The sequence below is a fragment of the Streptomyces sp. GbtcB6 genome, assembly GCF_019091475.1.
Lineage (GTDB): Bacteria > Actinomycetota > Actinomycetes > Streptomycetales > Streptomycetaceae > Streptomyces > Streptomyces hyaluromycini.
In genome coordinates, this window is sequence record NZ_JAGXJL010000005.1 from 38,588 (window position 1) to 60,824 (window position 22,237).

Annotated in this window: 22 protein-coding genes; 8 read left to right on the forward strand and 14 right to left on the reverse strand. The window is 71.5% G+C overall.

Annotation, left to right across the window (positions count from 1 at the left end):
* Positions 1-186 precede the first annotated feature (186 nt).
* The 4 genes from KVT45_RS10460 to KVT45_RS10475 are packed head-to-tail and all read right to left on the reverse strand — an operon-like array spanning position 187 to position 3,150.
* Positions 187-966 carry a hypothetical protein gene (locus tag KVT45_RS10460; RefSeq protein WP_217546254.1) on the reverse strand — a complete coding sequence of 260 codons (780 nt, stop codon included), beginning with the start codon at positions 964-966 and terminating at the stop codon, positions 187-189.
* Positions 966-1,868: an ABC transporter permease gene (locus KVT45_RS10465; protein ID WP_217546256.1), complete on the reverse strand. Its 903-nt coding sequence runs from the start codon at positions 1,866-1,868 to the stop codon at positions 966-968. Before KVT45_RS10465 ends, KVT45_RS10460 begins: the two co-directional genes overlap by 1 nt.
* Complete coding sequence (locus KVT45_RS10470; RefSeq protein WP_217546258.1) at positions 1,865-2,743, reverse strand: ATP-binding cassette domain-containing protein; 879 nt, start codon at positions 2,741-2,743, stop codon at positions 1,865-1,867. Before KVT45_RS10470 ends, KVT45_RS10465 begins: the two co-directional genes overlap by 4 nt.
* Positions 2,740-3,150 (reverse strand): GntR family transcriptional regulator, encoded by a 411-nt coding sequence (locus KVT45_RS10475; RefSeq protein ID WP_217546259.1) that lies wholly within the window; start codon positions 3,148-3,150, stop codon positions 2,740-2,742. The genes KVT45_RS10470 and KVT45_RS10475 overlap by 4 nt, the downstream gene beginning before the upstream one ends.
* A 111-nt stretch (positions 3,151-3,261) precedes the next feature.
* Here KVT45_RS10475 and KVT45_RS10480 point away from each other — a divergent pair, with 111 nt between their 5' ends.
* From KVT45_RS10480 to KVT45_RS10500, 5 genes are all read left to right on the forward strand, one after another.
* Positions 3,262-3,813 carry an RNA polymerase sigma factor gene (locus KVT45_RS10480; protein ID WP_217546261.1) on the forward strand — a complete coding sequence of 184 codons (552 nt, stop codon included), beginning with the start codon at positions 3,262-3,264 and terminating at the stop codon, positions 3,811-3,813.
* Positions 3,810-4,619, forward strand: a complete 810-nt coding sequence (locus KVT45_RS10485; protein ID WP_217546262.1) for a zf-HC2 domain-containing protein — start codon at positions 3,810-3,812, stop codon at positions 4,617-4,619. Before KVT45_RS10480 ends, KVT45_RS10485 begins: the two co-directional genes overlap by 4 nt.
* 15 nt (positions 4,620-4,634) lie before the next feature.
* Positions 4,635-5,495, forward strand: coding sequence for an ABC transporter ATP-binding protein (locus KVT45_RS10490; protein ID WP_217546264.1), 861 nt, complete (start codon positions 4,635-4,637; stop codon positions 5,493-5,495).
* Positions 5,492-7,039, forward strand: a complete 1,548-nt coding sequence (locus KVT45_RS10495; protein WP_217546266.1) for an ABC transporter permease — start codon at positions 5,492-5,494, stop codon at positions 7,037-7,039. Before KVT45_RS10490 ends, KVT45_RS10495 begins: the two co-directional genes overlap by 4 nt.
* Positions 7,040-7,124: 85 nt before the next feature.
* On the forward strand, positions 7,125-7,325 hold the full coding sequence (locus tag KVT45_RS10500; RefSeq protein WP_217546268.1) for a hypothetical protein: 201 nt from the start codon (positions 7,125-7,127) through the stop codon (positions 7,323-7,325).
* A gap of 7 nt (positions 7,326-7,332) precedes the next feature.
* Here the strand turns inward: KVT45_RS10500 and mshD are convergent, their stop codons facing one another.
* Positions 7,333-8,262: a mycothiol synthase gene (mshD, locus tag KVT45_RS10505; RefSeq protein WP_217546269.1), complete on the reverse strand. Its 930-nt coding sequence runs from the start codon at positions 8,260-8,262 to the stop codon at positions 7,333-7,335.
* Between the two features lie 168 nt (positions 8,263-8,430).
* Here mshD and KVT45_RS10510 point away from each other — a divergent pair, with 168 nt between their 5' ends.
* Together KVT45_RS10510 and KVT45_RS10515 are read left to right on the forward strand one after the other, a co-directional pair.
* Entirely contained in the window at positions 8,431-10,227 is a 1,797-nt protein-coding gene (locus KVT45_RS10510; RefSeq protein ID WP_217546271.1) for a bifunctional UDP-sugar hydrolase/5'-nucleotidase, read from the forward strand.
* 857 nt (positions 10,228-11,084) lie between these two features.
* Entirely contained in the window at positions 11,085-12,872 is a 1,788-nt protein-coding gene (locus KVT45_RS10515; protein ID WP_217546272.1) for an ABC transporter ATP-binding protein, read from the forward strand.
* A gap of 25 nt (positions 12,873-12,897) precedes the next feature.
* On the opposite strand, the gene KVT45_RS10520 is transcribed toward KVT45_RS10515, so the two are convergent.
* The 3 genes from KVT45_RS10520 to KVT45_RS10530 all read right to left on the reverse strand — a co-directional run bounded on the left by KVT45_RS10520 (position 12,898) and on the right by KVT45_RS10530 (position 15,133).
* Positions 12,898-13,626 carry a response regulator transcription factor gene (locus KVT45_RS10520; protein WP_217546274.1) on the reverse strand — a complete coding sequence of 243 codons (729 nt, stop codon included), beginning with the start codon at positions 13,624-13,626 and terminating at the stop codon, positions 12,898-12,900.
* An 88-nt stretch (positions 13,627-13,714) separates the two neighbouring features.
* Positions 13,715-14,317: a PH domain-containing protein gene (locus KVT45_RS10525; RefSeq protein WP_217546276.1), complete on the reverse strand. Its 603-nt coding sequence runs from the start codon at positions 14,315-14,317 to the stop codon at positions 13,715-13,717.
* Positions 14,318-14,389: 72 nt separating this feature from the next.
* Positions 14,390-15,133, reverse strand: coding sequence for a PH domain-containing protein (locus tag KVT45_RS10530; RefSeq protein WP_217546277.1), 744 nt, complete (start codon positions 15,131-15,133; stop codon positions 14,390-14,392).
* A 288-nt stretch (positions 15,134-15,421) separates the two neighbouring features.
* On the opposite strand from KVT45_RS10530, the gene KVT45_RS10535 reads away from it, so the two are divergent.
* Positions 15,422-16,036, forward strand: a complete 615-nt coding sequence (locus KVT45_RS10535; RefSeq protein WP_217546279.1) for a Uma2 family endonuclease — start codon at positions 15,422-15,424, stop codon at positions 16,034-16,036.
* A 150-nt stretch (positions 16,037-16,186) separates the two neighbouring features.
* On the opposite strand, the gene KVT45_RS10540 is transcribed toward KVT45_RS10535, so the two are convergent.
* The 6 genes from KVT45_RS10540 to KVT45_RS10565 form a co-directional block, all read right to left on the reverse strand.
* Positions 16,187-17,614: a HAMP domain-containing sensor histidine kinase gene (locus KVT45_RS10540; RefSeq protein WP_217546281.1), complete on the reverse strand. Its 1,428-nt coding sequence runs from the start codon at positions 17,612-17,614 to the stop codon at positions 16,187-16,189.
* Entirely contained in the window at positions 17,611-18,345 is a 735-nt protein-coding gene (locus KVT45_RS10545; protein WP_217546283.1) for a response regulator transcription factor, read from the reverse strand. The genes KVT45_RS10540 and KVT45_RS10545 overlap by 4 nt, the downstream gene beginning before the upstream one ends.
* Before the next feature lie 116 nt (positions 18,346-18,461).
* The gene (locus tag KVT45_RS10550) at positions 18,462-18,695 is read right to left on the reverse strand and encodes a hypothetical protein (RefSeq protein WP_217546285.1); all 234 of its coding nucleotides are present in this window, start codon (positions 18,693-18,695) and stop codon (positions 18,462-18,464) included.
* 35 nt (positions 18,696-18,730) lie between these two features.
* Positions 18,731-19,915, reverse strand: coding sequence for a S1C family serine protease (locus KVT45_RS10555; protein ID WP_217546287.1), 1,185 nt, complete (start codon positions 19,913-19,915; stop codon positions 18,731-18,733).
* A gap of 240 nt (positions 19,916-20,155) precedes the next feature.
* Positions 20,156-21,178, reverse strand: coding sequence for a LacI family DNA-binding transcriptional regulator (locus KVT45_RS10560; RefSeq protein WP_217546288.1), 1,023 nt, complete (start codon positions 21,176-21,178; stop codon positions 20,156-20,158).
* A gap of 107 nt (positions 21,179-21,285) precedes the next feature.
* Positions 21,286-22,065, reverse strand: coding sequence for a response regulator transcription factor (locus tag KVT45_RS10565; protein WP_217546290.1), 780 nt, complete (start codon positions 22,063-22,065; stop codon positions 21,286-21,288).
* Positions 22,066-22,237: the final 172 nt, after the last annotated feature.

Below are 22,237 nucleotides of genomic sequence, written 5' to 3' on the forward strand. Positions count from 1 at the left end.
TCGCAAGTCCGTCTGAACCAATGGTTACGAAGACATGGCGTATGGGATAGCGGAGGGAGGCTCGCGGACGTATGTGATCAGATCCGGGAGACCTCGGGGATCACGAAAGTGACGATCCCGTACGACCTTCTCACCCGCCCCGCGCGTCCTTCCGCCGACAGGGGGACGCGCGGGACCGACGGTCCCTCAGCGGGCCTGGTGGCGCAAGATGCAGAACGCGCCAGCGGCGGCCGCGGCCGCGAGTGCGAGCACCATCGCGGTGGCGCTGAGATGCACCGCCCAGAAGCCGTGCAGCGGGCCGCGCAGCGGCTTCCACGCCTCGCGCAGGTACAGCCTGGTCAGGAGGGTCGCGGCGGCGGCCGTGCCGAGTGCCGGGAGGGCGCGGCGCAGCGCGATCCCGGCGAGCGCGCCGACGGCGAGGCCGAGCAGGAGCAGGGCCGGCAGCAGCGGGCCGCGCGGGATGAAGACGCGGTCGTAGGTCCAGTTGCTGACCAGCCACTTCCTGTCGGAGCTCCACACCCAGCCGAAGACCAGCGCCGCCAGCCCGCCCCCGGCGGCCAGCGGTACGGCGGCCGCGGTCAGCTTCCCGGCCAGCCAGCGGGCCGGGGACACGGACTGGGTCCAGGCGAGCTTCGCGGTGCCGGACTCCAGCTCGCGGCCGACCAGCGCGCCGCCCGCCCAGGCGGCGACGGCGACGCAGGAGTAGCTGAGTACCTCGCCGAGGACGTTGAAGAGGTTGTTGGCGTCGGTGAACGCCGAATAGTCGCAGGTGCGTGGGTGGCCGCCCATGGGGGAGTAGGCGAAGAAGCTCTGGCAGGTCCGCTCGGCCGGCACCTCCGAGAGGTGCAGCCAGAGCAGCCAGCCCGCCACCAGCAGCACGAACGCGGCCCACACGAGCAGCGCCGCGCGGTGCAGTCTGCTCAGGGAGCGGTGCGGGGCCGGGGGAGCGGCGGACAGGGCGGTCATCAGGCGGTCGTCTTCCCGGTCAGGCGGCGCAGCGCCAGGAAGCAGCCCAGGGTCAGCAGGGCCGTCACGGCGAGGAGCAGGGCCGTGGTGGTCAGCTGGAGCGGCCAGTAGTGCGAGGCGGGGTGGTAGTCGCCGTAGGGGACTTCGGCGTGCTTGCCCGTCCGTACCGTCCAGGAGCTGTTGGGGAGGGCGAAGAAGGCCTTTCCGGTGCTGGTCCGCGTCGGCCAGAGGCGAGGCATGAGCAGCTGGGTGGCGGTCCAGACCGCGCCGGTGAGGAGCAGGCCGAGGCCCAGGCCGGGCAGGGTACGGCGGGACAGCAGGCCCGTCAGCGCGCCCGCGGCCAGACCGCACAGGGCCAGGGCGACGAGGGTGGGGCCGTTGGTGTGGAAGGTCCAGACGTCGTACCACTGCTTGGCGGTGTCGATGCGGTCGTTGCCCGCGGCCCAGGCCAGATGGTGCAGCCAGACCAGCAGCGCGGTGCCGGCGGCGACGGCCGCGGCGGGTACCGCGAGCCGGACTGCCAGCCAGCGCACGGGGGTGCTGGACTGGGTCCAGGCGAGCTTGGCGGTGCCGGACTCCAGCTCCTTGCCGAACGCGCCGCCCGCCCAGGCGGCCGCCAGGAGGGGCACCGCGGCCACGGCCAGGGTGGCGTAGTTGTACCAGTCCTTGTAGCGCAGGATCGCGTTCTGGTCGTACGTACAGTTCCGCCAGTCCGTGCAGCTGTCGTACTGGTGCCAGGCGTCGGCCGCCGCGTCGGCCAGCGGGCCGTGCAGGAGGAGGAGCAGGACGGCGGCGGCGAGCACCAGGCCCGCCCATACGTACAGCGCGGGGCGGTGCAGGCGCAGCAGCCAGCGGGTGAGGTGGGCCCGGGGGGCCGGCGCGAGTGCGGTCAGGGTGGTCATACGGTGGCCTCCACCTCGGTCAGGGCCGGGGCCTCGGGGTTGCGCAGATGGGCGAGGACCAGGTCCTCCAGGGTGGGGGCGGCGGTGCGCCAGTCGTCCGGCAGCGGTCCGGCCGGGCGGATCAGCGCGCTGAGCTGGCGGCCGGTGGTCCGGGACTCGACGACGGTGTGGGCGCCGAGGTCGGTGTCGGCGGTGGCGCCGACGCGGGTGTGGGCGGCCAGCAGGTCGTCGATCTCGCCGGCCAGCCGGACCCGGCCGCCGCCGATCAGCAGCAGGTGGTCGCAGGAGTCCTCCAGTTCGGCGACCACGTGCGAGGACATCGCGATGGTGGTGCCGTGCTGGGCTGCCTGCACCATCAGCACGCCCATCAGCTGGTGCCGGGCCAGCGGGTCGAGGTCGGCCATCGGCTCGTCGAGGAGCAGCAGTTCGGGCTGCTTGCCGAGGGCGAGGGCGAGTGCGACCCGGGTGCGCTGGCCGCCGGAGAGGGTGCGGATCCGGGACTTCGGGTCCAGGTCGCCGGCGGCCACGATGCGTTCGGCGGCGGCCGCGTCCCAGCGCCCGGGGTTGAGGTCGGCGCCCATCCGGAGCGTCTCGGCGACCGTGAGCTGCGGGTACAGCGGCTTGTCCTGGGCGATGTAGCCGACCCGGGGGCGGGCCTCGGCCGGGGTGGTGCCGAGGACGGTCAGCTCGCCCTCGGTGGTGCCCAGCAGACCGGCGGCCAGCGCGAGGAGCGTGGACTTGCCCGCCCCGTTGGGGCCGACGACGGCACAGACCCGCCCGGCGGGCAGCCGGAAGGTGCAGTCGCGCAGCGCCCAGCCCCCGCGCCGGCCGAACTGCTTGCCGAGCGCGGACGCCGCTATCGCGGTGTCGGTCATGAACTCTCTCCTTGCAGGTGCTTTTCGTGCACGGCGAAGTGCTTGTCGAGTACGGCGGTGAAGAGTGCGGCCACGTCGTCCCGGTCCAGGCCGGCCGCGCGGGCCCGGGCGGCCCAGTCGTCCAGCTCCCCGTGCAGGGGGGACTCGGCGGCCGGGGCGGTGCCGAGCGAGCGCTTCACGAAGGTGCCGAGGCCGCGCCGGGCCTCCACCAGGCCCTCGCGCTCCAGCTCCCGGTAGGCCTTCAGGACGGTGTTGGGGTTGATGGCGGTGGCCTCGACCACCTCGCGGGCGGTGGGCAGCTTGTCTCCCGGCTGGAGGTGCCCCAGGCGCAGGGCCTGCTTGGTCTGCTGGACGATCTGGACGTAGGTGGCGACGCCGGAGCGCCGGTCGATGCGGTACTCGACCACCCGTACAACCACCCTTTCACTAATTGAGTAGTGAAAGGGTGGTGCAAGATTGTTCGGAAAGTCAAGGCCGGTTCCGTGAACCGGTCGGCCGGGCTCGTGCGATGAGGAGACGTGAGCGGAACGAGAAGCGACGGGGAGCTGCTGCGGGCGATCGCGGCGGATGCGGACCGGCGCGCCTTCGAGGAGCTGTACCGGCGGTACGCGCCGTGGCTGGCCGCGCGGCTGCGCGGCCGGTGCGCGGATCCGGCGGTCGTCGACGACGTCGTGCAGGAGACGTTCCTCGCGGTGTGGCGGGGGACCGCCCGGTACCGCGAGGACGTCGAGAACGCCGACGCCGCCGGGTGGCTGTGGCGGATCGGGTCGCGGCGGCTGGTCGACGCGCTGCGCGGCGACGGGGCCCGCGGCCGGCTGCGGCAGGCGCTGGCCCGGCTGCGGCACCGGGACGAGGCCTCGGCGGAGGAACGCGTGCTCGCGGGGGTGGAGCACGGGGACCTCGCCGGGGCCCTGGTCCGGCTCTCGCCCGAACTGCGGGCGGTGCTCCAGGCGACGGTGATCGACGGGCTGACCACCCGCGAGGCGGCGGTCCTGCTCGGCATCCCGCCGGGGACGGTCAAGACACGCGCGATGCGGGCGCGCAAGCAGCTGCGGGAGGAGTTGGCATGACCTGGCATGTGTCCGAAGAGGATCTGCGGGCGTACGCGCGCGGCGAGCTGGCGCCGCCGCTGCTGTGGTCGGCCGACACCCACGTCGGCTCCTGCACCGACTGCCGTGCGGTGCTCGCGTCGGTGTCCGACCCGGTCGCGCTGGACGCGGGCTGGGAGCGGCTCGACGCCGAACTGGACGCGCCGCGGCCGGGCCTGGGCGAACGGCTCCTGGCCCGCGTCGGCGTCGGCGAGGCCACCGCACGGCTGCTCACCGCGACCCCGGTGCTGCGCCGCTCCTGGCTGGCGTCGGTGGCGTTCGTGCTGGCGGCGACGGTCCTCGTGGTGCACGCGGTGGACGCCCCGGCCCTGTTCCTGGCCCTCGCCCCGCTGCTCCCGCTCGCCGCGGTGGCCCTGTCGTACGGACCGGTCCTCGACCCGACGTACGAGATCGCCGCGGTCGCCCCGACGCACGGCTTCCGGCTGCTGATGATCCGCACGGTGGCCGCGCTGACCGCCTCCCTCGGCCTCAACTGCCTGGCCGCGCTGGCCCTGCCGGGCTACGGCCTGCTCGCCTTCGGCTGGCTGCTGCCCGCCCTCGCGCTCACCGCGGCGGGCCTCGCCCTCTCCGTCCGGCTGGGCCCGCTGCTCGGGCCCGGACTGGTCGGCGGGGCGTGGACGGCCCTGATGGCGGTGGCGGCGATGCACCCGGCGCACACGCCGGTCGCCTTCACCACGGCCGGCCAGTCGGTGGCCGCCGCTCTCGCCGCGCTGGCGACGGTCCTGCTGCACCAGGTGCGGGACCGCTTCGACGCCAAGCCCTACTGATCGCTGGAGTCCCACGTGAACACCACTGTCTCCGCCGCCGGCCTCACCGTGCGCTACGGCGGCACCCCGGCGCTCGACGGCGTCACCCTGTCGCTGACGGACGGCGTCACGGGCCTGCTCGGTCCCAACGGCGCCGGAAAGACGACCCTGTTGAAGGTCCTGGCCACCGCCGTACCGCCGGACGCCGGCGCCTTCACGGTGCACGGCGAGGACCCGGCCACGCCGGCCGGCCGGCTCGCGGTCCGCCGCACGCTCGGCTACCTCCCGCAGACCCCCGGCTTCCACCCGGACTTCACGGCCTTCGAGTTCGTCGACTACGTCGCCATCCTCAAGGAGCTCACCGACCGGGGCGGCCGCCATCGCGAGGTACGGCGCGTCCTCGACCAGGTCGGCCTGGCCGACGTGCGCGGCAGGCGGATCAAGCGGCTCTCCGGCGGGATGCGGCAGCGGGTCGCGCTGGCCGCCGCGCTCGTCGGCGGCCCCCGGTTCCTCGTCCTGGACGAGCCGACGGTCGGACTCGACCCCGAACAGCGCATGCGGTTCCGGGAGTTGATCGCGGAGGCGGGCGAGGACCGCACGGTTCTGCTGTCCACCCACCAGACCGAGGACGTGGCGATGCTCTGCAACCGGGTGATCGTGCTCGCCGAGGGCCGGGTCCGGTACGACGGCACGCCGGCCGGGCTGACCGCCCGCGCGGCCGGACGCGTGTGGAGCAGCACCGAACGCGCCCCGGGCGCCCGGGCCGGCTGGCGCACCGGCACCGGCACCTTCCGCAACGTCGGCGACCCGCCCACCGGCGCCGACCTGCTCGAACCGACCCTGGAGGACGGCTATCTGCTGGTCCTCGACGTGGCCGAGGCCGAGGTGGCGGCATGACGACGACACTCGCGACGAAGCCGGAGCCCGCCGTGCCCGCGGACCACGACCGGGACCGCGACACCGCGTCCGCGTCCGTCTTCGCCCTGGCCGTCTTCGAGGCCCGCCAGCTCCTCCTCCAGATCCCGCTGCTGGTCTTCGGCCTGCTGTACCTCGCCTACGTCGGGTACGGCCTGTTCGGCCGGGACGAGGGCATGGACGCCTATCCGGTCCTGCACGACGTGGACCGCACCACCCAGGGCGGCCCGGAACTGTTCGCCGTCGCCCTGCTGGTGTGCGTGCACCGGGCGGCGCTGCTCGACCGGCGGCGGGGCCTGGAGGAGCAGTTCGGGGTGCTGGCGATGGCGCCCGCGCGCCGTACGCTCGCCCACGCCCTGTCCGTCGTGCCCTTCGCCGTCGGCATGGCCCTGGTCGTCGACCTCCAGTTCGCCTGGTCGGCGCTGCGGCCGGGCGCGGTCGGCCACGGCTCGCTCTTCGAACTGGCGGTGGCCCCGCTGACCGTCCTGCTCGCCGGCGCGCTCGGCGTGCTGCTGGCCCGTGTCCTGCCCCACCCGGCGGCCCCGCTGCTCATCCTCCTCGCCCTCGGGTTCGTCACCATCCTGCTGCCCGGCGGTTCGGGCACCCACGGCGTGCACTGGCTGTGGCCGGTGGTGCTGGAGAACGGCGGCACCCCGGTCCCAGGCGAACTGCTGGGCCGCCCGGCGGGCTGGCACGCGCTGTATCTGGTGGGGCTCACGGTGCTGCTGGTGTGCGCGGCGATGTGGGTGGCCGGCGGCCGGGCGCGGGTCCTGAAGGCGGCGACGGCCGTGGCCCTGGCGGCCGCGGTGGCCGGTGCGGCCGGTCAGGCACCGGGGGACTCCGCCGGTCTGCAGGCCGCGCGGAAGGCGGAGGCGGACCACCCGGCGAGGTACCAGACGTGCGTCGAGCGCGCCGGCTCCCGGTACTGCGCGTACCCGGACTGGAAGGGCTGGACGGTCGACTGGGCCGGAGTGGTGCACCGGGTGCAGGCCGAGGCGGGCGGCGACGCGGCCATGACCCGGCTCACCGTCCGCCAGCGCATCCAGGAGATCATCGACCTGACCGCGGACGCCACCCTCCCGACCAGCTCCACCCCCGGCACGGTCACCGTCGGCACCCAGTGGGGCGGCAACCGGGTCCCCGAGTTCGCCGTCGGGGTCGCCCGGGTCCTGGTCGCGGGCAGCGAACACGCCTCCCTGGACATGTGCGACGCCCGCGTGGTGACGACGATGTGGCTGGCCCTGGCCACCGACCCCACCCCCACGGACACCTTCCGCCACCTCCGCATCGACGACAGCCTCAGCGGCCCTGCCGCGGTCCTCACCTCGGACGGCGGCAGCATGTCCGTCTCGGCCCAGCAGACCGAGGTCGTACGGGAGCTGTTCCGGGAGCCGCACGACACGGTGGCGGCCCGGGTGAAAGCCCACTGGCAGGAGCTGGTCTCACCGCACACGACGACGGCCGAGGCGGCCCGCCTGCTCGGCGTGAAGGTGCCGAAGGGACCGGACGACTGCCAGGCGGGCTGACGGGGGGCTGACGCGCGCTGACGGGGGCATGATGGGGCTGGACGGAGGCGGCACCTGCCGGGGCGGGCGAGGCGAGGAGACGGGCATGGAGAACCCCTTGCGCGACGGTGGGCCGCTCGAAAGGGCGATGCCCTGGCTCTCGGCGGCCGTGGTCCTGCTCCTCGCCGCGGCCACCCTGGCGGGCGGTGCCGGACCCCTGGTCAAGGCGCTCGCCGCGGCGGTCGCCGTCGCCGTGCTCGGCAGGTCCGCCTACCTGGTCAACCGCAGGCGGCCGCCGGGCCGGTGAGGGACCCTCAGGTCTCCGTCCGGTACATCAGGTCCGTCTCGTGGGTCGTGAAGCCCAGCCGTTCGTAGACCGCCACCGCCGCCGTGTTGTCGGCGTCGACGTACAGCATCGCCGTCGGCAGGCCGCGGCCGGCCAGGTGGCGCAGGCCGATCGTGGTGAGGGACTTGCCGAGGCCGCCGCCCTGGGCGGCGGGGGAGACGCCGAGGACGTAGACCTCGCCCAGGCGTTCCGCGTCGTGGACCTTCGTCCAGTGGAAGCCGAGGAGTTCGCCGCCGCGTTCCGCGAGGAAGAAGCCGGCCGGGTCGAACCAGGGCTGGGCCTTGCGGTCGTCCAGGTCGCGCTGGGTGAGCGAGCCCTGTTCCGGGTGGTGGGCGAAGGCCGCGGCGTTGACGGACAGCCAGGCCGCGTCGTCCCGGCCGGGCACGAAGGTACGGACGGTGACGCCCTCGGGCAGCTTCGGGTCCGGCAGGTCCAGGTCCGTCAACGGGCGGCGCATCTGGCGCAGTTCGCGGAACAGGGTCAGGCCGAGGACCTGCGCCAGGTGGCGGGCCGCCGAGTGGCCGCCGTGCGCCCACACCCGCAGCCGCTTGCCGGACGCGGCCAGCAGGGCGGCGCCCAGCGCGCGGCCGTGACCATGGCCGCGGTGATCGGGGTGCACGACCAGTTCCGCGGCCGGCGCCTCCACCGGGTCGGTGTCCTCCAGCTGGGCGTAGCCGACGAGTTCGCCGCCGACGGAGAGGAGCAGATGCGAGACGCCCTCCCGGGCGCCGCCGGTCAGCTGGAGGCGGCCCTGCTCGGACACCGGCTGCTGGCCGTCGGCCCGCGCGGCCGCCGCCAGCAGTTCCCCTACGGCCTCGGCCTGATCCGGGGTGAGCGCGGAGAAGGTGTCGATGGAGCGGGAGTACATGGGCGGCCGTGCGGTGTCGTCGCTGGTCATGCGTACGAGGGTACGGGGCCTGATCGGCAAAGTGGGGACAGCGGAGAAAGGTAAAAGGCAGGGCAATCGGAAACCAAGATGTAACCATGAACACCCTGTTGTGCTACGCGCGTTGACCCTAGGCTGCGCCGGACCGGGCCACTTCTCAGCAGACCCACAGGGGGCTCCATGCAAGCGCAGTCCAGACCCTCCAGACGGCGCACCTACGCGCTGCTCGCGTCGGCCGCCGGGCTCGCCACCGCCGCGGCCCTGGCGAGCGCGCTGCCCGCCGGCGCGCACTCCGGCAAGGGGCACGGGCACCAGCACCCCGGCCGCTACCAGGACGTCCAGCTGCTCTCCTTCAACGACCTGCACGGCAACCTGGAGCCGCCGGCCGGCTCCTCGGGACGGGTCACCGAGGCCCAGGCCGACGGGACGACGAAGACGATCGACGCCGGTGGCGTGGAGTACCTGGCCACCCACCTGCGCGAGGCCCGCAAGGGGCACCCGTACTCCGTCACCGCCGCCGGCGGCGACATGGTCGGCGCCTCCCCGCTCATCTCCGGCCTCTTCCACGACGAGCCGACCATCGAGGCGCTCAACAAGCTCGACCTGGACGTGACGACGGTCGGCAACCACGAGTTCGACGAGGGCGCCAGGGAACTGGCCCGCCTCCAGAACGGCGGCTGCCACCCCACCGACGGCTGCTACACGGGCAAGAAGTTCAAGGGCGCCGACTTCCCCTACCTGGCGGCCAACGTCCTCGACGAGAAGACGGACAAGCCGATCCTCAAGCCCTACTGGGTCTGGCAGAAGAAGGACGTCAAGATCGGGTTCATCGGCGTCACCCTGGAGGGCACGCCCGGCATCGTCTCCGCCGACGGCGTCAAGGGCCTGGCCTTCAAGGACGAGGTCGAGACCATCAACAAGTACGCCAAGGTGCTCCAGCGCCAGGGCGTCCAGTCGATCGTGGCGCTGGTCCACGAGGGCGGCTTCCCGGCCTCGTCCAGCTACAACTACGACTGCGACTCGCCGGGCGCCGGCAGCGGCATCTCCGGTCCCATCGTGGACATCGCGAAGAACGTGACCCCGGCCGTGGACGCGCTCGTCACCGGGCACACCCACACCGCGTACGTGTGCACGATCGACGACCCGGCCGGCAACCCCCGCATGGTCACGTCCGCCGCCTCCTTCGGCCGCCTCTACACCGACACCACGCTGACCTACGACCGCCGTACCGGCGACATCGCGCGTACGGCCGTACAGTCCGCGAACCACGTGGTCACCCGGGACGTCGCCAAGGCGCCCGACATGACCGAGCTGATCAGCAAGTGGAACACCCTCGCCGCCCCGATCGGCAACCGCGCCATCGGCTACATCTCCGCCGACGTGAACAACACCGGCACCGAGTCCCCGATGGGCGACCTGATCGCCGACGCCCAGTTCGCGTACGGCAAGGAGCTGGACCCGGGGACCGACCTCGCGCTGATGAACCCGGGCGGGGTGCGGGCCGGGCTGACGTACACGGCCAAGGGGAGTGAGGGCGACGGCGTCGTGACGTACGCCGAGGGCTTCACCGTGCAGCCGTTCGCCAACACCGTGAACCTCCAGGACTTCACCGGCGCGCAGCTGATCCAGGTGCTCAAGGAGCAGGTGAGCGGTGTGAACGCGGCCGCCCCGAAGATCCTCCAGCCGTCCGCCAATCTCACCTACACCCTGGACCTGACGAAGACCGGCGCGGACCGGGTCGTCACCGACTCCGTGAAGCTGAACGGCACCGCCGTAGACCCGGCCGCCACCTACCGCGTCGCCACCAACTCCTTCCTCGCGGGCGGCGGCGACGGTTTCACCACCCTCGGCCAGGGCACCGGCGACCTCGTCGGCACCGACGACCTGTCGGCCCTCGCCCAGTACCTGACGGCCAACTCCTCGGCCACGACCCCGCTCGCACCGCCGGCCGCGAACCGGATCACGATCGTGCAGTAGTCGCCCGTCTCCGCCCCGCCCGAGGGCCCGGTACGCACACCCGTGCGTACCGGGCCCTTTCTGCTGCATCTGCTGGATAAAACCTATGTGAAGGGGTGCCCGGTTCCCAGTTGCTCCTGAAAATTCATCTCAGCCGCAATTCATCGAGGTCTAAGTGAAAATGGCTTTCTTCGGGTCTCGGGTCACGTAATGTTTTCCATGTCGAAAGCGAACGGCGCAGACGACAGAACGAAGGAGAAGATCATGAGCTTCCACAAGATCGTCCCGGTGAAGAAGGCCGAGAAGCCCGCCCCGAAGCCGGCTCCGAAGAAGAAGGACTGCAAGAAGTCCCAGCCCAAGCGCCCCGTGGGCAACCGCTAAGTCACCAGCCCTGAGGAGGGAATTTTCATGAGCTTCCACAAGATCGTCCCTGTCAAGAAGCACCGCAAGCCCGCTCCGGCCCCGAAGAAGCCCGCGCCGAAGAAGCCGGCTCCGAAGCGCCGCCTGGTCGGCGACGAGCGCTGACAAAGAATTTACAGACGTAATTCAAATCAATTCACAGGTTGTTGCAGCGGGGCAGTAGAGAAACTGTTGCAGAACCACGACAGAAGTCACCGCAGAAGTCACCACGGAGAGGTAGAACACCATGAGCTTCCACAAGATCGTCCCCGTCAAGAAGCACCGCAAGCCCGCCCCGGCCCCGAAGAAGCCCGCGCCGAAGAAGCCGGAGCCGAAGCGCCCCGTCGGCGACAAGCACTGAGGCACCCCGTGAGGCGGGGTCACCGGTTACGCCTGGTCGCACCGGTGGCCCCGCCTCGGCCATGTCCATCCCCGAGACCCCCCGAGCCCCCCGACACCCCTGAAGGGAGTTGCCGACCATGAGAGAAGCCCGTACGGCCTTCCGCCGCTTCTGGCCGCTGACCCGCGGCGACCGCAAGTGGCTGTGGATGATCATCGCGTGCGTCGTGGTGTCCGCGCTCGCGGAGACCGCCGCGATCCTGCTCTTCGCCGACCTCACCGACAACGCCCTGCAGGCCGGTTCGCTCTCCGCCTTCTGGGGCCCGGCCGGCGCCTGGCTGCTGGTCGCCGCGGTGGGCGCGTTCGTCGGCTACCTCGGCAACTCGCTGGCCACCTGGACCGCCGAGAGATTCGTGCTGCGCCTGCGCGCCAAGGTCTTCCGGCACGTCCAGGACCTGCCCCCGCACTTCTTCCAGCAGCACCGCCAGGGCGACCTGGTGGAACGCCTCACCGGTGACGTCGAGGCCATCGAGCAGATGGTCGTCTCCGGTGTCGTCGGCACCGTCGCCGCCGCCTTCTCCGCCGTCTTCTACGCGGCCGCCGCCTTCTGGCTGCGCTGGGACCTGGCGCTGGCCACCTTCGTCCTCGCGCCCCTGTTCCTGTTCGCCGCCCGCCGCTTCTCCGGCCGGATCAGGACGGCCTCCCAGGACGAGCGGGTCGCCGACGGCGCGATCACCTCCGTGGTCGAGGAGTCCCTCGGCAACGTCGTCCTCACCCAGGCGTACAACCGCCGCCGGGACGAGGAGAAGCGCCTCGACGTCGAAGCCCGCGCCTGGATGCGGGCGAGCGTGCGCGGGGCCCGCCTCAGCGAGATGTACGCGCAGTTCGTCGAGGTCGTCGAGACCCTCTGCGTGCTCGCCGTGATCGGCCTGGGCGTCTGGGAGATCTCCGCCGACCGCATGACCCTCGGCCAGCTCCTCGCCTTCGCCGCCTTCCTCGGCTACCTCTACCCGCCGATCCGCAACCTCGGCCAGCTCGGCCTCACCCTCACCGCGGCCACCGCGGGCGCCGAGCGCATCAGCGAGATCCTGGACGCCGAGCCCGCCGTCACCGACCCCGCCCGGCCGGTCGGCCCCTGGCCCGTCCGCGGCTGGGTCAGCTTCCACAACGTCTCCTTCCGCTACCCGGAGTCCCGCCGCGCCTCCCTGCGCGACGTCGACTTCGCGGCGGGCCCCGGCGAACTGGTCCTGGTCACCGGCAAGAGCGGCGCCGGCAAGTCCACCCTCTCCAAGCTCCTCACCCGCTTCTACGACCCCTCGGCCGGCGTGATCTGCCTGGACGGCGTCCCGCTCACCGACGTACCCCTGGAGTTCCTCCGCGAGAACGTCGCCCTGCTCCCGCAGCAGACGCTGATCCTCAACGGCACGGTCCGCGAGAACATCGAGTGCGGCCGGCCCGGCGCGAGTGACGAGGAGATCGAGCAGGCGGCCAGGGACGCCGCCGCCCACGACTTCATCGCCGCCCTCCCCGAGGGCTACGACACCCACATCGCCCCCGGCACGGCAGCCCTCTCCGGGGGCCAGCTCCAGCGGATCGCCATCGCCCGCGCGATGCTCCGCGCCGCCCCGGTCCTCGTCCTCGACGAGCCGACGGCGGGCCTGGACGCGATCGCCGCCCGCCAGGTCGTGGCCCCGCTGCGCAGGCTCATGGCCGGCCGCACGACCATCATGATCACGCATGACCTCGCCCTGGCCCCCGACGCCGACCGCATCCTCGTCGTCGACCACGGCCGCCTGGTGGAGGCCGGCACCCACGCCGAACTCCTCGCCCGCGACGGTGCCTACGCCGCCCTGGCCCACCCGCTCCCGGAGGCCATCGCGGCGGGACCGGCGCCGGTACCGGACGAGACGATGATCCTCAGGTGGTAGCTACGTCGGTAGCCACGTCGGTAGCTCAGGAGACAGGAGCCGTCCGCAGGGTGTACCCCATCCCGCGCACGGTGTGGATGAGCCGCGGTTCGCCGCGGCTCTCCAGTTTCCGCCGCAGGTACATGATGTAGACGTCCAGCGTGTTGGAGGCGGGCGCGAACTCGAAGCCCCACACGTCCCGCAGGATCCGCTCCCGGCTGAGCACCCGCCCCGGACACCGCAGCAGGAACTCCAGCAGCGCGTACTCGGTCTTGGTCAGGTCGAGGGCCCGGTCCCCGCGGTGCACGGTCCGGGTCCGCAGGTCCATCGAGACGTCGGCGTACCCGAGGACCCGGTCCCCGCCCGGCTCCGCACCTGCCCCCGCCGTCTTCGCCTCCCGCCGCGGACTGCGCCGCAGCAACGCCCGTACCCGGGCGAGGAGTTCCTCGGCGGCGAACGGCTTGGCCAGATACCCGTCCGCGCCGTTGTCGAGGGCGACGATGCGGTCCCCGACCGCGTTCCGCCCGGTGATCATGAGGATGGGCACGGTGGACCCGGAGGCCCGGATCCGCCGCGTGGCCGCCAGACCGTCAAGGCCCGGCATCTCCACGTCCATCAGCACCAGGTCGGGCTCGCTGTCCGGGGCCCCGAGGAGATCGAGGGCCACTCTGCCGTCCCCGGCGAGGAGCGTCTCGTACCCCTCGAACCTGAGCAGCCGGCTGATCCCGTCCCGCACGGCCGCGTCGTCGTCGGCCAGCAAAATCTTCCTCGCCATCTGACTCGCCATCTGACAAAAGTGTGACGAGGGGCTGTGGCGGGGCTGGGTGAGGGATGTGGATGGGCTACGGCTGCCGGGCAGGCGGTCACACCGGGCTCACGGCGAGCACGACCGCGATGATCAGTGCCGTCAGTGCCAAGGCCGTCACCACGGTCCACGTCTTGCGCCGCGCGGTCCGCCGTACGATCCGCTCCTCGACGTCCGTGCGTCGCGTCCAGCCGAGGCCGCGGTACTGGGCGGCGGCCAGACAGAGGTCGGCGACCTCGGCGTACGGGTCGTCCAGCTGCCAGTTGTCGAGCTGCGGGAGCGTGAACCGACGGCCCTCGAAGTCGTACAGGTAGGTGATCCACTCCGGATACGTCGTCCCGGCGTTCTTGCCCGGGGCGCGTTCGACCCGGATGTCGTACACCTCCTGCCAGGACCAGGTCCGTCCGCGCAGGGCCCACTGCGCGGTGATGCCGTGGGCCGTCACCCGGGTGTGTGCCCGGTACTGGTTCAGGGGGACCATGACCAGGACCGCCACGAGCATCAGCCCGAACGCCAGTGAGCCCCATCTGCGCAGCCCGCTGTCGCCCGTGTACACCTGCAGGAGCGCCACCCCGACGGTCACGCCCGCCGCCACGAAGTACCGCCCCGGGAGCCTGCGCCGTCTCCGGTACACGCGCTCCACGCCTGTTGCCTCCCCCATCGAGGCCCCCCTCCTCGGCCCGCACCGAACTGGTGCGCGGCTGAGAAGAGGATAAGACCGCGCGCTGTGACGTCAGTTGGGCCCCTGCGCCACTCCGGAGCGCGGCGGCCGGGCACTCCAGTACCACTGGAGCACGGCGCTCAGGACGACGCCCGAGGCCAGTGGCACGACCACCATGAGAACGAACGGATGGTCCGGACGCCCCACGACGACCCGCCAGATGTCGATCACGAACGTGAGGAAGAAGACGCCGATCCCGCCGTACGCCCCCCACGTCCACGCCCTGCGCCGCATGGCCCCCCGCAGGATCCGTTCCTCGACGTCCGGACGGCGCTCCCAGGTGAGGCTGCGGTGCGGGGCGGCGGCCAGGCACAGCTCCGCGACCTCGGCGTAGGGGTCGTCCAGCTGCCAGTCGTTGAGCTGCGGCAGCAGGAAGCGGCGGCCTTGGAAGTCGTACAGATAGGTCAGCCACTGGGGGGCCATCCGCCCCGAACCGCGCGGCGCCTGCTCGACCCGGATGTCGTACACCTCGGACCAGGCCCAGGTCCGCGCACGCACCGGCCCCTGCGCGGTGATCCCGGCGGTCGTCACCCTGGTACGCGCCCGGAACTGCTCCAGCGCGATCCGCGCGACCGCCAGGAGCAGCAGTACCACGATGAACGGCGGCTCCCACCGGAACCTGCTCGCGTCGGGGCCGGCGGAGAGCCGGCCGGTCTGGATGAGCGCGTTCAGCAGTATCAGCCCCAGTAGGAGGAACTGACCCAGGGGCGGTTTGCGCCGCCTCCGGTACTCCCGCTCGACTCCACCCTCGTCCACGTCTCGTGCCCCTCACCAGGCGCACCGAACGGGTGCGCGACTGGGGAGAGGATAAGACCGCTTGCTGAGGCGTCAGGCGGCGGTGGGCACCCAGTCCCCGAGCCACACCGCGACCCCCTGGTGGACCGCTCCGTCTTCGCTCGGACGGGTGATCTGGAGTCATCCCGCCAGGTCGCCGGTGTCGCCTTGCCTACCGTGATCGCGTTGCTTGTGCCGCAGGCACGCCCAGCCCACACTTGAGGAGGAGGTGCCACCTTGCCCGCTCTCGCACATGAGAGGCCCGAGACCATGTCCGAAGCTCAGGCCGAATTCTCGAACGGACCCGACCTGGACGAGGTCCTGTGGCAAGCGTGGAAGGCCATGGAACTCCCCGAGGGCTACCGCGCTGAGATCATCGAGGGAGCCATCGAGGTGTCGCCCACCGGTCGTCTGACCCACGCCCAGATCACGAACCGCCTGCGGCGGGCGCTGGACAAATTCCTGGACGGAGGCAAGTACGCCTGCTACCAGGATGGGAATGTCATCCACGACCGCAAGGCATGGATCCCGGATGTCTTCGTCGCCCCGGAGGACACGGAGCCGTGCGGTGACGAGGACGACATGGGAGTCAGGGCCGACGCTGTGCACCTCATCGTCGAGGTGGTCTCCCCCGGCAAACGCAACCAGGACCGCGACCGCGTCCGCAAGCGCCGCGAGTACGCCCGCGCCGGCATCCCCGTGTACGTGATCATCGACGACTACGACGGCCAGGTCGCCGTCACCCTCTTCACCGGGCCGCGCCCCGACAAGGCCGACTGGGAGGACGTCCACCGTGTCCCTTACGGTACCGAGGTCACTGTTCCCGAGGGTCCTGCCAAGGGTTTCGTGATCGGGGAGACGATCACGGGCCCGAAGCGCGGGTGAGCGCTCTCTTACAGGGGGCCGGGTCGGTGTGTGGCGCTTCTCGCGCACTGTGCCTCATGCACGCTGAAGCGGAGGAGAAGGGCGCTGCCAGCGACGTTCTCCGGCTCGCAGGTGTCATGAGCCGCCTCGACGCTGTCCGAGAGGAGCCGCCTACGGCGCCTCTGGAGGAGCCGTAGGCGCCCCCGGCAGCCGTACCGTCGCCACCGTGCCGCCGCCGTTCGCGCGGGCCAGAGTCACGTCGCCGCCCGCCTGCTGCACCGTGCGCGCCACGATCGACAGACCCAGTCCCGAGCCCGGCAGGGCCCTCGCGCTCGGGGAGCGCCAGAAGCGGTCGAAGACGTGGGGGAGTTCGTCCTCGGGGATGCCCGGGCCGTGGTCGCGGACCGTGAGGACGCCGCGGTCCAAGGTGACCTCGATCTTGCCGCCCTCCGGGCTGAACTTCACCGCGTTGTCGAGGATGTTGACTATCGCCCGCTCCAGGGCGGAGGGCTCCGCCCGGACGAACCACGGCTGGACGTCCGCCGTGATCGTCAGCTCCGGGCCGCGCAGGCGGGCGCGGCGCAGGGCCGCCTCGACCGTGTCCTGGAGGGCCACTATCTGCACGCGCTCACCGCGCTGCCCCTCCGAGCGGGACAGCTCCTGGAGGTCACCGATCAGCGACGCCAACTCCGTCATCTGCGCCTTCACCGAGGCGAGCAGCGCCTTGCGGTCCGCCGGGGGGATCGGGCGGCCGGTCTCCTCGCTGCGGGTGAGGAGTTCGATGTTCGTACGGAGCGAGGTGAGGGGCGTGCGGAGTTCGTGGCCGGCGTCCGCGATGAGCTGTTGCTGGAGCTCCCGGGAGTTCGCCAGAGAGCTGGTCATGCTGTTGAACGAGCGCGACAGCCGGGCGATCTCGTCGTCCGACTCCTCCTCCACCGGGATACGGACGCTCAGGTCCTCGGTGCGGGCGACGTGCTCGACCGCTTCGGTGAGCTTGTCGACGGGGCGCAGACCGGCACGGGCGACGGCTAGGCCGGCGGCTCCGGCGCCGAGGACTCCTACGCCGGAGACCAGCAGGAGGATCAGGGCGAGGTCTTTGAGGGTGTCCTGGGTGCTCTTCAGGGGGACGGCGGTGACCAGTCCGACGTAGGAGCCGGTGTCGGTGGGGAACACCTGAGTCATCACGCGCAGTGCGTTGCCGTCCTTGTCGGTGCCGTTACGGAAGTAGAGCGTGTCGGTGTCCCCGGCCTTGATGACGTTCTTGTCGTCCTGAGTGACCTTGACCTCGCCCGTGGAGCCGGGCAGAAGGCAGACCCTGTTGTTCAGCGTGACTGCCTGGCCGTAGTTGGTCCGGAAGCTGTTGGCGTCCTGGGGCGTTTCGGAGCAGTCGGCGATGGCGTTGCTGAGGATCCCGTAAATCGCCGGCCCGCGCTGTTCCCTCTGCAAGTCGTTGCGAAGCTGGTCGTACAACTTCCCCTGCACGATGAACCAGCAAGTCACCGAAACCGCCGCCACCGCGAACGCCACCGCCGCCGCGACCAGCATCGACAGGCGGGACCGGAGCGGGAGGTTGCGGAAGCGGCGGGCGAGCCTGTTCACTCCGCGCCGCCCTGGCGCAGGACGTACCCGACGCCGCGCACGGTGTGGACGAGGCGCGGCTCGCCGCCGGCCTCGGTCTTGCGGCGGAGGTACATGACGTAGACGTCGAGGGAGTTGGAGGACGGTTCGAAGTCGAAGCCCCAGACGGCCTTGAGGATCTGCTCGCGGGTGAGGACCTGGCGCGGGTGTGCCATGAACATCTCCAGGAGCGTGAACTCCGTGCGGGTCAGCTCGACCTGGCGGCCGGAGCGGGTGACCTCACGGGTCGCCAGGTCCATGCGCAGGTCGCCGAAGGTCAGGGCCTCGTCCTCCTGGGCCCCGTCGGAGAGCGTCGCCGCGTAGGAGCTGCGGCGGAGGAGGGCCCGGATGCGGGCGAAGAGTTCGTCGAGTTCGAACGGCTTGACCAGGTAGTCGTCGGCCCCGGCGTCGAGCCCGGTGACGCGGTCGCCGACCGTGTCGCGGGCCGTCAGCATCAGGATCGGGGTGGTGTCGCCGGCCCCGCGGATGCGGCGGGCGGCCGTCATGCCGTCCATGCGGGGCATCTGGATGTCGAGGACGATCAGGTCCGGCTTGTAGGCGGTCGCCTTCTCCAGCGCGTCCGCGCCGTCGACCGCGACCTCGGTCTCGTACCCCTCGAAGGCGAGGCTGCGCTGGAGGGCTTCGCGTACGGCCGGCTCGTCGTCGACGATCAGGATGCGCTGGGGTTCACGGTCGCCATCGGCGGGGCTCATCGCTCGCGTTTCCTCGGGGTGTGATGGATCGGGGTGCGGTGGTTCGTGGTGGGACGCCTCTCAGCCTCGCATGTTTCCGGGCTGTCGGGTATGCGCGCTGGTGGGACGGAACGCCCCTAGCCGCGTACCAGGGTCATGCGGCTCAGCGGCACCTTGCGCTGGTGCGGCCGGGCCGCGGAGGTACGGAGCCCCATCAGCTGCGGGGCCGGCGCGACCTCCGGAGCGCGCGGGGCCGGGGTCGGGGCCACCGGCGCCTCCGTCGGGGCGTGGAGCTCGTACGCCACGGCGAGGGCCAGGCTGAAACCGGCCGGGCTGTCGGCGGCCATCGTGTGCGAAACCTGCTTGATCATGACGTACTCCCTTGCTCTTGGTGCCGTGCCGTTGCTCAGCTGGTGGAGCCCGCCCGCAGCTTGGCCAGGTCGGACTTGACGGTGTTGATCGGGATGGCGAAGCCGAGGCCGACGCTGCCGGCGTCCGAGGAGGACGACGAGGAGTCCGAACTGGCCGAGTACATCGCCGAGTTGATGCCGACGATGTCGCCGCTGGCGTCGATCAGGGCGCCGCCGGAGTTGCCGGGGTTGAGGGACGCGTCGGTCTGGATCGCCTTGTAGGTCGTGGTGGACGAACCGGTGTCACCGTTGAACTGCTGGCCGCCGAAGGAGAACGGCCACTGGCCGCTGCCGCCGCTGCCCTGCTGCTGCTCCTGCTGGCCCTCGTCGGTGGAGACGGTCACGTCCCGGTTGAGCGCGGAGACGATGCCGCTGGTGACGGTGCCGGTAAGGCCCTCGGGGGAGCCGATCGCCACGACCGAGTCGCCGACCTGGACCCCGTCGGAGTTGCCGAGGGTGGCGACCTGGAGACCGGAGGCGCCCTCAAGCTTGAGGAGGGCGAGGTCCTTGGAGCTGTCGGTGCCGACGACCTTGGCGGTGTACGACTTGCCGTCGCTCGTGGAGACCTTGATCGACTGGGCGCCGGAGATGACGTGGTTGTTGGTGATGATCTCGCCGTCGCTGGTGATGATGATGCCGGAACCGGTGGAGGTGCCGTTGCTGAGGGTCGCGTTGACCTCGACGACGCTCGGGCTGACGGCGGCGGCGATCGCGGCGACGTCACCCTTCTTGCTGGAGGGCACCACGTTGGTGGTGGTGCTGCTGGAGACGACGTTGTTCTTGCCGGTCAGCTCCTGGAAGGCGTACGCGGTGCCGCCGCCGACGGCCGCCGCGACGATCGCGACCGCGGCGAGGAGGGCTATCGGGCCCCGGGTGCGCTTCTTCTTGGCGTGGGCCGAGTGCTCCGGGTGCTCCGCGGGGTGCTCCGCCGGGTGCTCCGCTTCGGGGCCGACGGTGGGGAGTACGGCCGTACCGCCGCCGTAGCCGCCCTGACCGCCGCCGTCCGCCGCCGGCTCCGCGACCGCCGGCTGCTGCGCCGGCTGGTGGGTGGGCGGGGGCGGCCACTCCGGGTTGACGGGGGAGGAGGCGTGCTGCTGCTGGGGGTACGCGCCCTGGTAGGCGTCACCCTGGGGACCCTGCGGGTTCTCGTACTCGCCGCTGCGGCGGAAGCTCTCGGTCATGACAAATAGCTTGTCCCGCGACCATGAGAGCCTCCTGAGTGCCCGCTGAGAACGCCGCGAGAAGCGCGTTTGCCCGATATAAGGAAGCTTCTCGCAGGTCGGGGCGCGTTCTCAGAAAGGCTTCATGAAGGGTTTCCTGTGGGCGCGGGCGCCCCTGAACGAAAGGGGCGCCGCGGTGAGCGCCCCTTCAGGGGCGCGGGGAACTGCGCGACCAGCCACGACGCACAGTTCGCCGAAGTACTACCGGCACCCACAAGAAGCACGCACCACCAGCCGAGAAGGAAACGTCTTCAGGCGTTCCCTCCTCGACCCCGCCACCCGCAGACCGTCGTCGAGGACCAGGTCCACCGCCGCCCGGGCCATCGCCGGCCGGTCGGAGGCGATCGTCGTCAGCGGCGGGTCCGCAAGACCCGCCTCCTTGATGTCGTCGAAGCCGGCCACCGCCAGCTCCCCGGGCACGTCGAGGCGCAGCTCGCGGGCGGCCCGCAGGACGCCGAGCGCCTGGTCGTCGGTGGAGCAGAAGATCGCCGGCGGGCGGTGCGGTCCGGCGAGGACGTCCAGGGCGACCTTGTACGCGTCGTACCGGTTGTACGGCGCCTCGAACAGCCGGCCCTCCGTCGGCAGGCCCGCCTCGGCCATGGCCCGGCGCCAGCCCTCGACGTGGTCGGAGACCGGGTCGCCGACGGCCGGGGTGTCGGCGGTGCCGCCCATACAGGCCACGTACTCGTAGCCGTGCTCCAGCAGATGGCGGACGGCGAGCTGGGCGCCGCCGAGGTCGTCCGTCACCACCGCCACGTCGTCGATCGCCTCCGGCCGCTCGTGCAGCAGCACCACCCGGGCGTCCCAGGCCTCGATCTCGGCGGCGGCCAGGTCGTTCAGCGCGTGCGAGACGAGAATGAGGCCCGAGACCCGCATCCCGAGGAACGCGCGCAGATAGTGGACCTCGCGCTCGCCGACGTAGTCGGTGTTGCCGACCAGCACCATCTTTCCGCGCTCGGACGCGGCCTGCTCGACCGCGTGCGCCATCTCGCCGAAGAACGGCTGGCGGGCGTCCGGGATGATGAGGCCTATGAGGTCGGTGCGCCGCGAGGCCATCGCCTGGGCGACCCGGTCGGGGCGATACCCCAGTTCCTTGATCGCCGCGAGGACACGCTCGCGCGTGGCCGGGGCGACCGGCCGGGGTCCGTTGTTGATGACATAGCTGACAACGGCGGTGGAAGTCCCCGCCAGCCGCGCCACATCATCCCGAGTCACCTTGGCCACGCGCGGAGTCTACGCGGATGGACCCGCTCTGGGCAGGGCGTATCGAAGCTTCGCTTGCGGAAGCAATGCCCCGTCCGGGCGACGCCCATGCCTCGCCCGGACGACGACTATGCCTCCGTGGGCACCTCGACCGCGTCCAGGGCCGCCGATGCGTCCGCATCCTCCGCCTTTGCGAGCTCCGCCTTCGCCCTTGCCTCGTCGCTGAGCCGGTCGCCCTTCTCCGGCGTAACGAATCGATAACCGACGTTCCGGACGGTTCCGATCAAGGACTCGTGCTCGACGCCGAGCTTGGCGCGCAGCCGTCGTACGTGTACGTCGACGGTCCGGGTGCCGCCGAAGTAGTCGTACCCCCAGACCTCCTGGAGCAGCTGTGCGCGAGTGAACACCCGGCCGGGGTGCTGGGCGAGGTATTTCAGCAGCTCGAACTCCTTGAAGGTGAGGTCGAGGACCCGTCCCTTCAGCTTCGCGCTGTACGTCGCCTCGTCGACCGACAGGTCGCCGTTGCGGATCTCCATGGGAGAGTCGTCGTTGACGATCTGCTGCCGGCCCATGGCGAGCCGCAGCCGGGCCTCGACCTCGGCGGGACCCGCGGTGTCGAGGAGTACGTCGTCGATGCCCCAGTCGGCGGTGACGGCGGCGAGCCCGCCCTCGGTGACGACGAGGATGAGCGGACAGCCGGGGCCGGTCGAGCGGAGCAGCTGGCAGAGGCTGCGGACCTGCGGGAGGTCACGGCGGCCGTCGATCAGGATGACGTCGGCACCGGGGGTGTCGACGAGTGCGGGCCCTTCGGCCGGTGCGACCCGCACGTTGTGCAGGAGCAGGCCGAGGGCCGGCAGCACCTCCGTCGATGGCTGGAGGGCGTTGGTCAGGAGCAGCAGAGAACTCATATGTCTGGTTCCTCCTCGGTCCCTGCGAGGACTGTGTGCAATGACACTGCGCTGCGCTCCCGAGGTTCCATACACGGGCGGTCACCTGGAGTTTCCCGCTTCGTATACAGCCCTTCCGAAAGCACAAAAGGACCCGGTGGCGGCGCTGCCCGAGTCCTCTGCCCAGCAGAAT

Bases quoted from the DNA above. Each gene is read 5' to 3' on its own strand.
- KVT45_RS10460 (WP_217546254.1), bottom strand. From the start codon at position 966: ATGACCGCCCTGTCCGCCGCTCCCCCGGCCCCGCACCGCTCCCTGAGC.
- KVT45_RS10465 (WP_217546256.1), bottom strand. From the start codon at position 1,868: ATGACCACCCTGACCGCACTCGCGCCGGCCCCCCGGGCCCACCTCACC.
- KVT45_RS10470 (WP_217546258.1), bottom strand. From the start codon at position 2,743: ATGACCGACACCGCGATAGCGGCGTCCGCGCTCGGCAAGCAGTTCGGC.
- KVT45_RS10485 (WP_217546262.1), top strand. From the start codon at position 3,810: ATGACCTGGCATGTGTCCGAAGAGGATCTGCGGGCGTACGCGCGCGGC.
- KVT45_RS10495 (WP_217546266.1), top strand. From the start codon at position 5,492: ATGACGACGACACTCGCGACGAAGCCGGAGCCCGCCGTGCCCGCGGAC.
- KVT45_RS10500 (WP_217546268.1), top strand. From the start codon at position 7,125: ATGGAGAACCCCTTGCGCGACGGTGGGCCGCTCGAAAGGGCGATGCCC.
- mshD (WP_217546269.1), bottom strand. From the start codon at position 8,262: ATGACCAGCGACGACACCGCACGGCCGCCCATGTACTCCCGCTCCATC.
- KVT45_RS10510 (WP_217546271.1), top strand. From the start codon at position 8,431: ATGCAAGCGCAGTCCAGACCCTCCAGACGGCGCACCTACGCGCTGCTC.
- KVT45_RS10515 (WP_217546272.1), top strand. From the start codon at position 11,085: ATGAGAGAAGCCCGTACGGCCTTCCGCCGCTTCTGGCCGCTGACCCGC.
- KVT45_RS10520 (WP_217546274.1), bottom strand. From the start codon at position 13,626: ATGGCGAGGAAGATTTTGCTGGCCGACGACGACGCGGCCGTGCGGGAC.
- KVT45_RS10525 (WP_217546276.1), bottom strand. From the start codon at position 14,317: ATGGGGGAGGCAACAGGCGTGGAGCGCGTGTACCGGAGACGGCGCAGG.
- KVT45_RS10535 (WP_217546279.1), top strand. From the start codon at position 15,422: ATGTCCGAAGCTCAGGCCGAATTCTCGAACGGACCCGACCTGGACGAG.
- KVT45_RS10545 (WP_217546283.1), bottom strand. From the start codon at position 18,345: ATGAGCCCCGCCGATGGCGACCGTGAACCCCAGCGCATCCTGATCGTC.
- KVT45_RS10550 (WP_217546285.1), bottom strand. From the start codon at position 18,695: ATGATCAAGCAGGTTTCGCACACGATGGCCGCCGACAGCCCGGCCGGT.
- KVT45_RS10555 (WP_217546287.1), bottom strand. From the start codon at position 19,915: ATGACCGAGAGCTTCCGCCGCAGCGGCGAGTACGAGAACCCGCAGGGT.
- KVT45_RS10565 (WP_217546290.1), bottom strand. From the start codon at position 22,065: ATGAGTTCTCTGCTGCTCCTGACCAACGCCCTCCAGCCATCGACGGAG.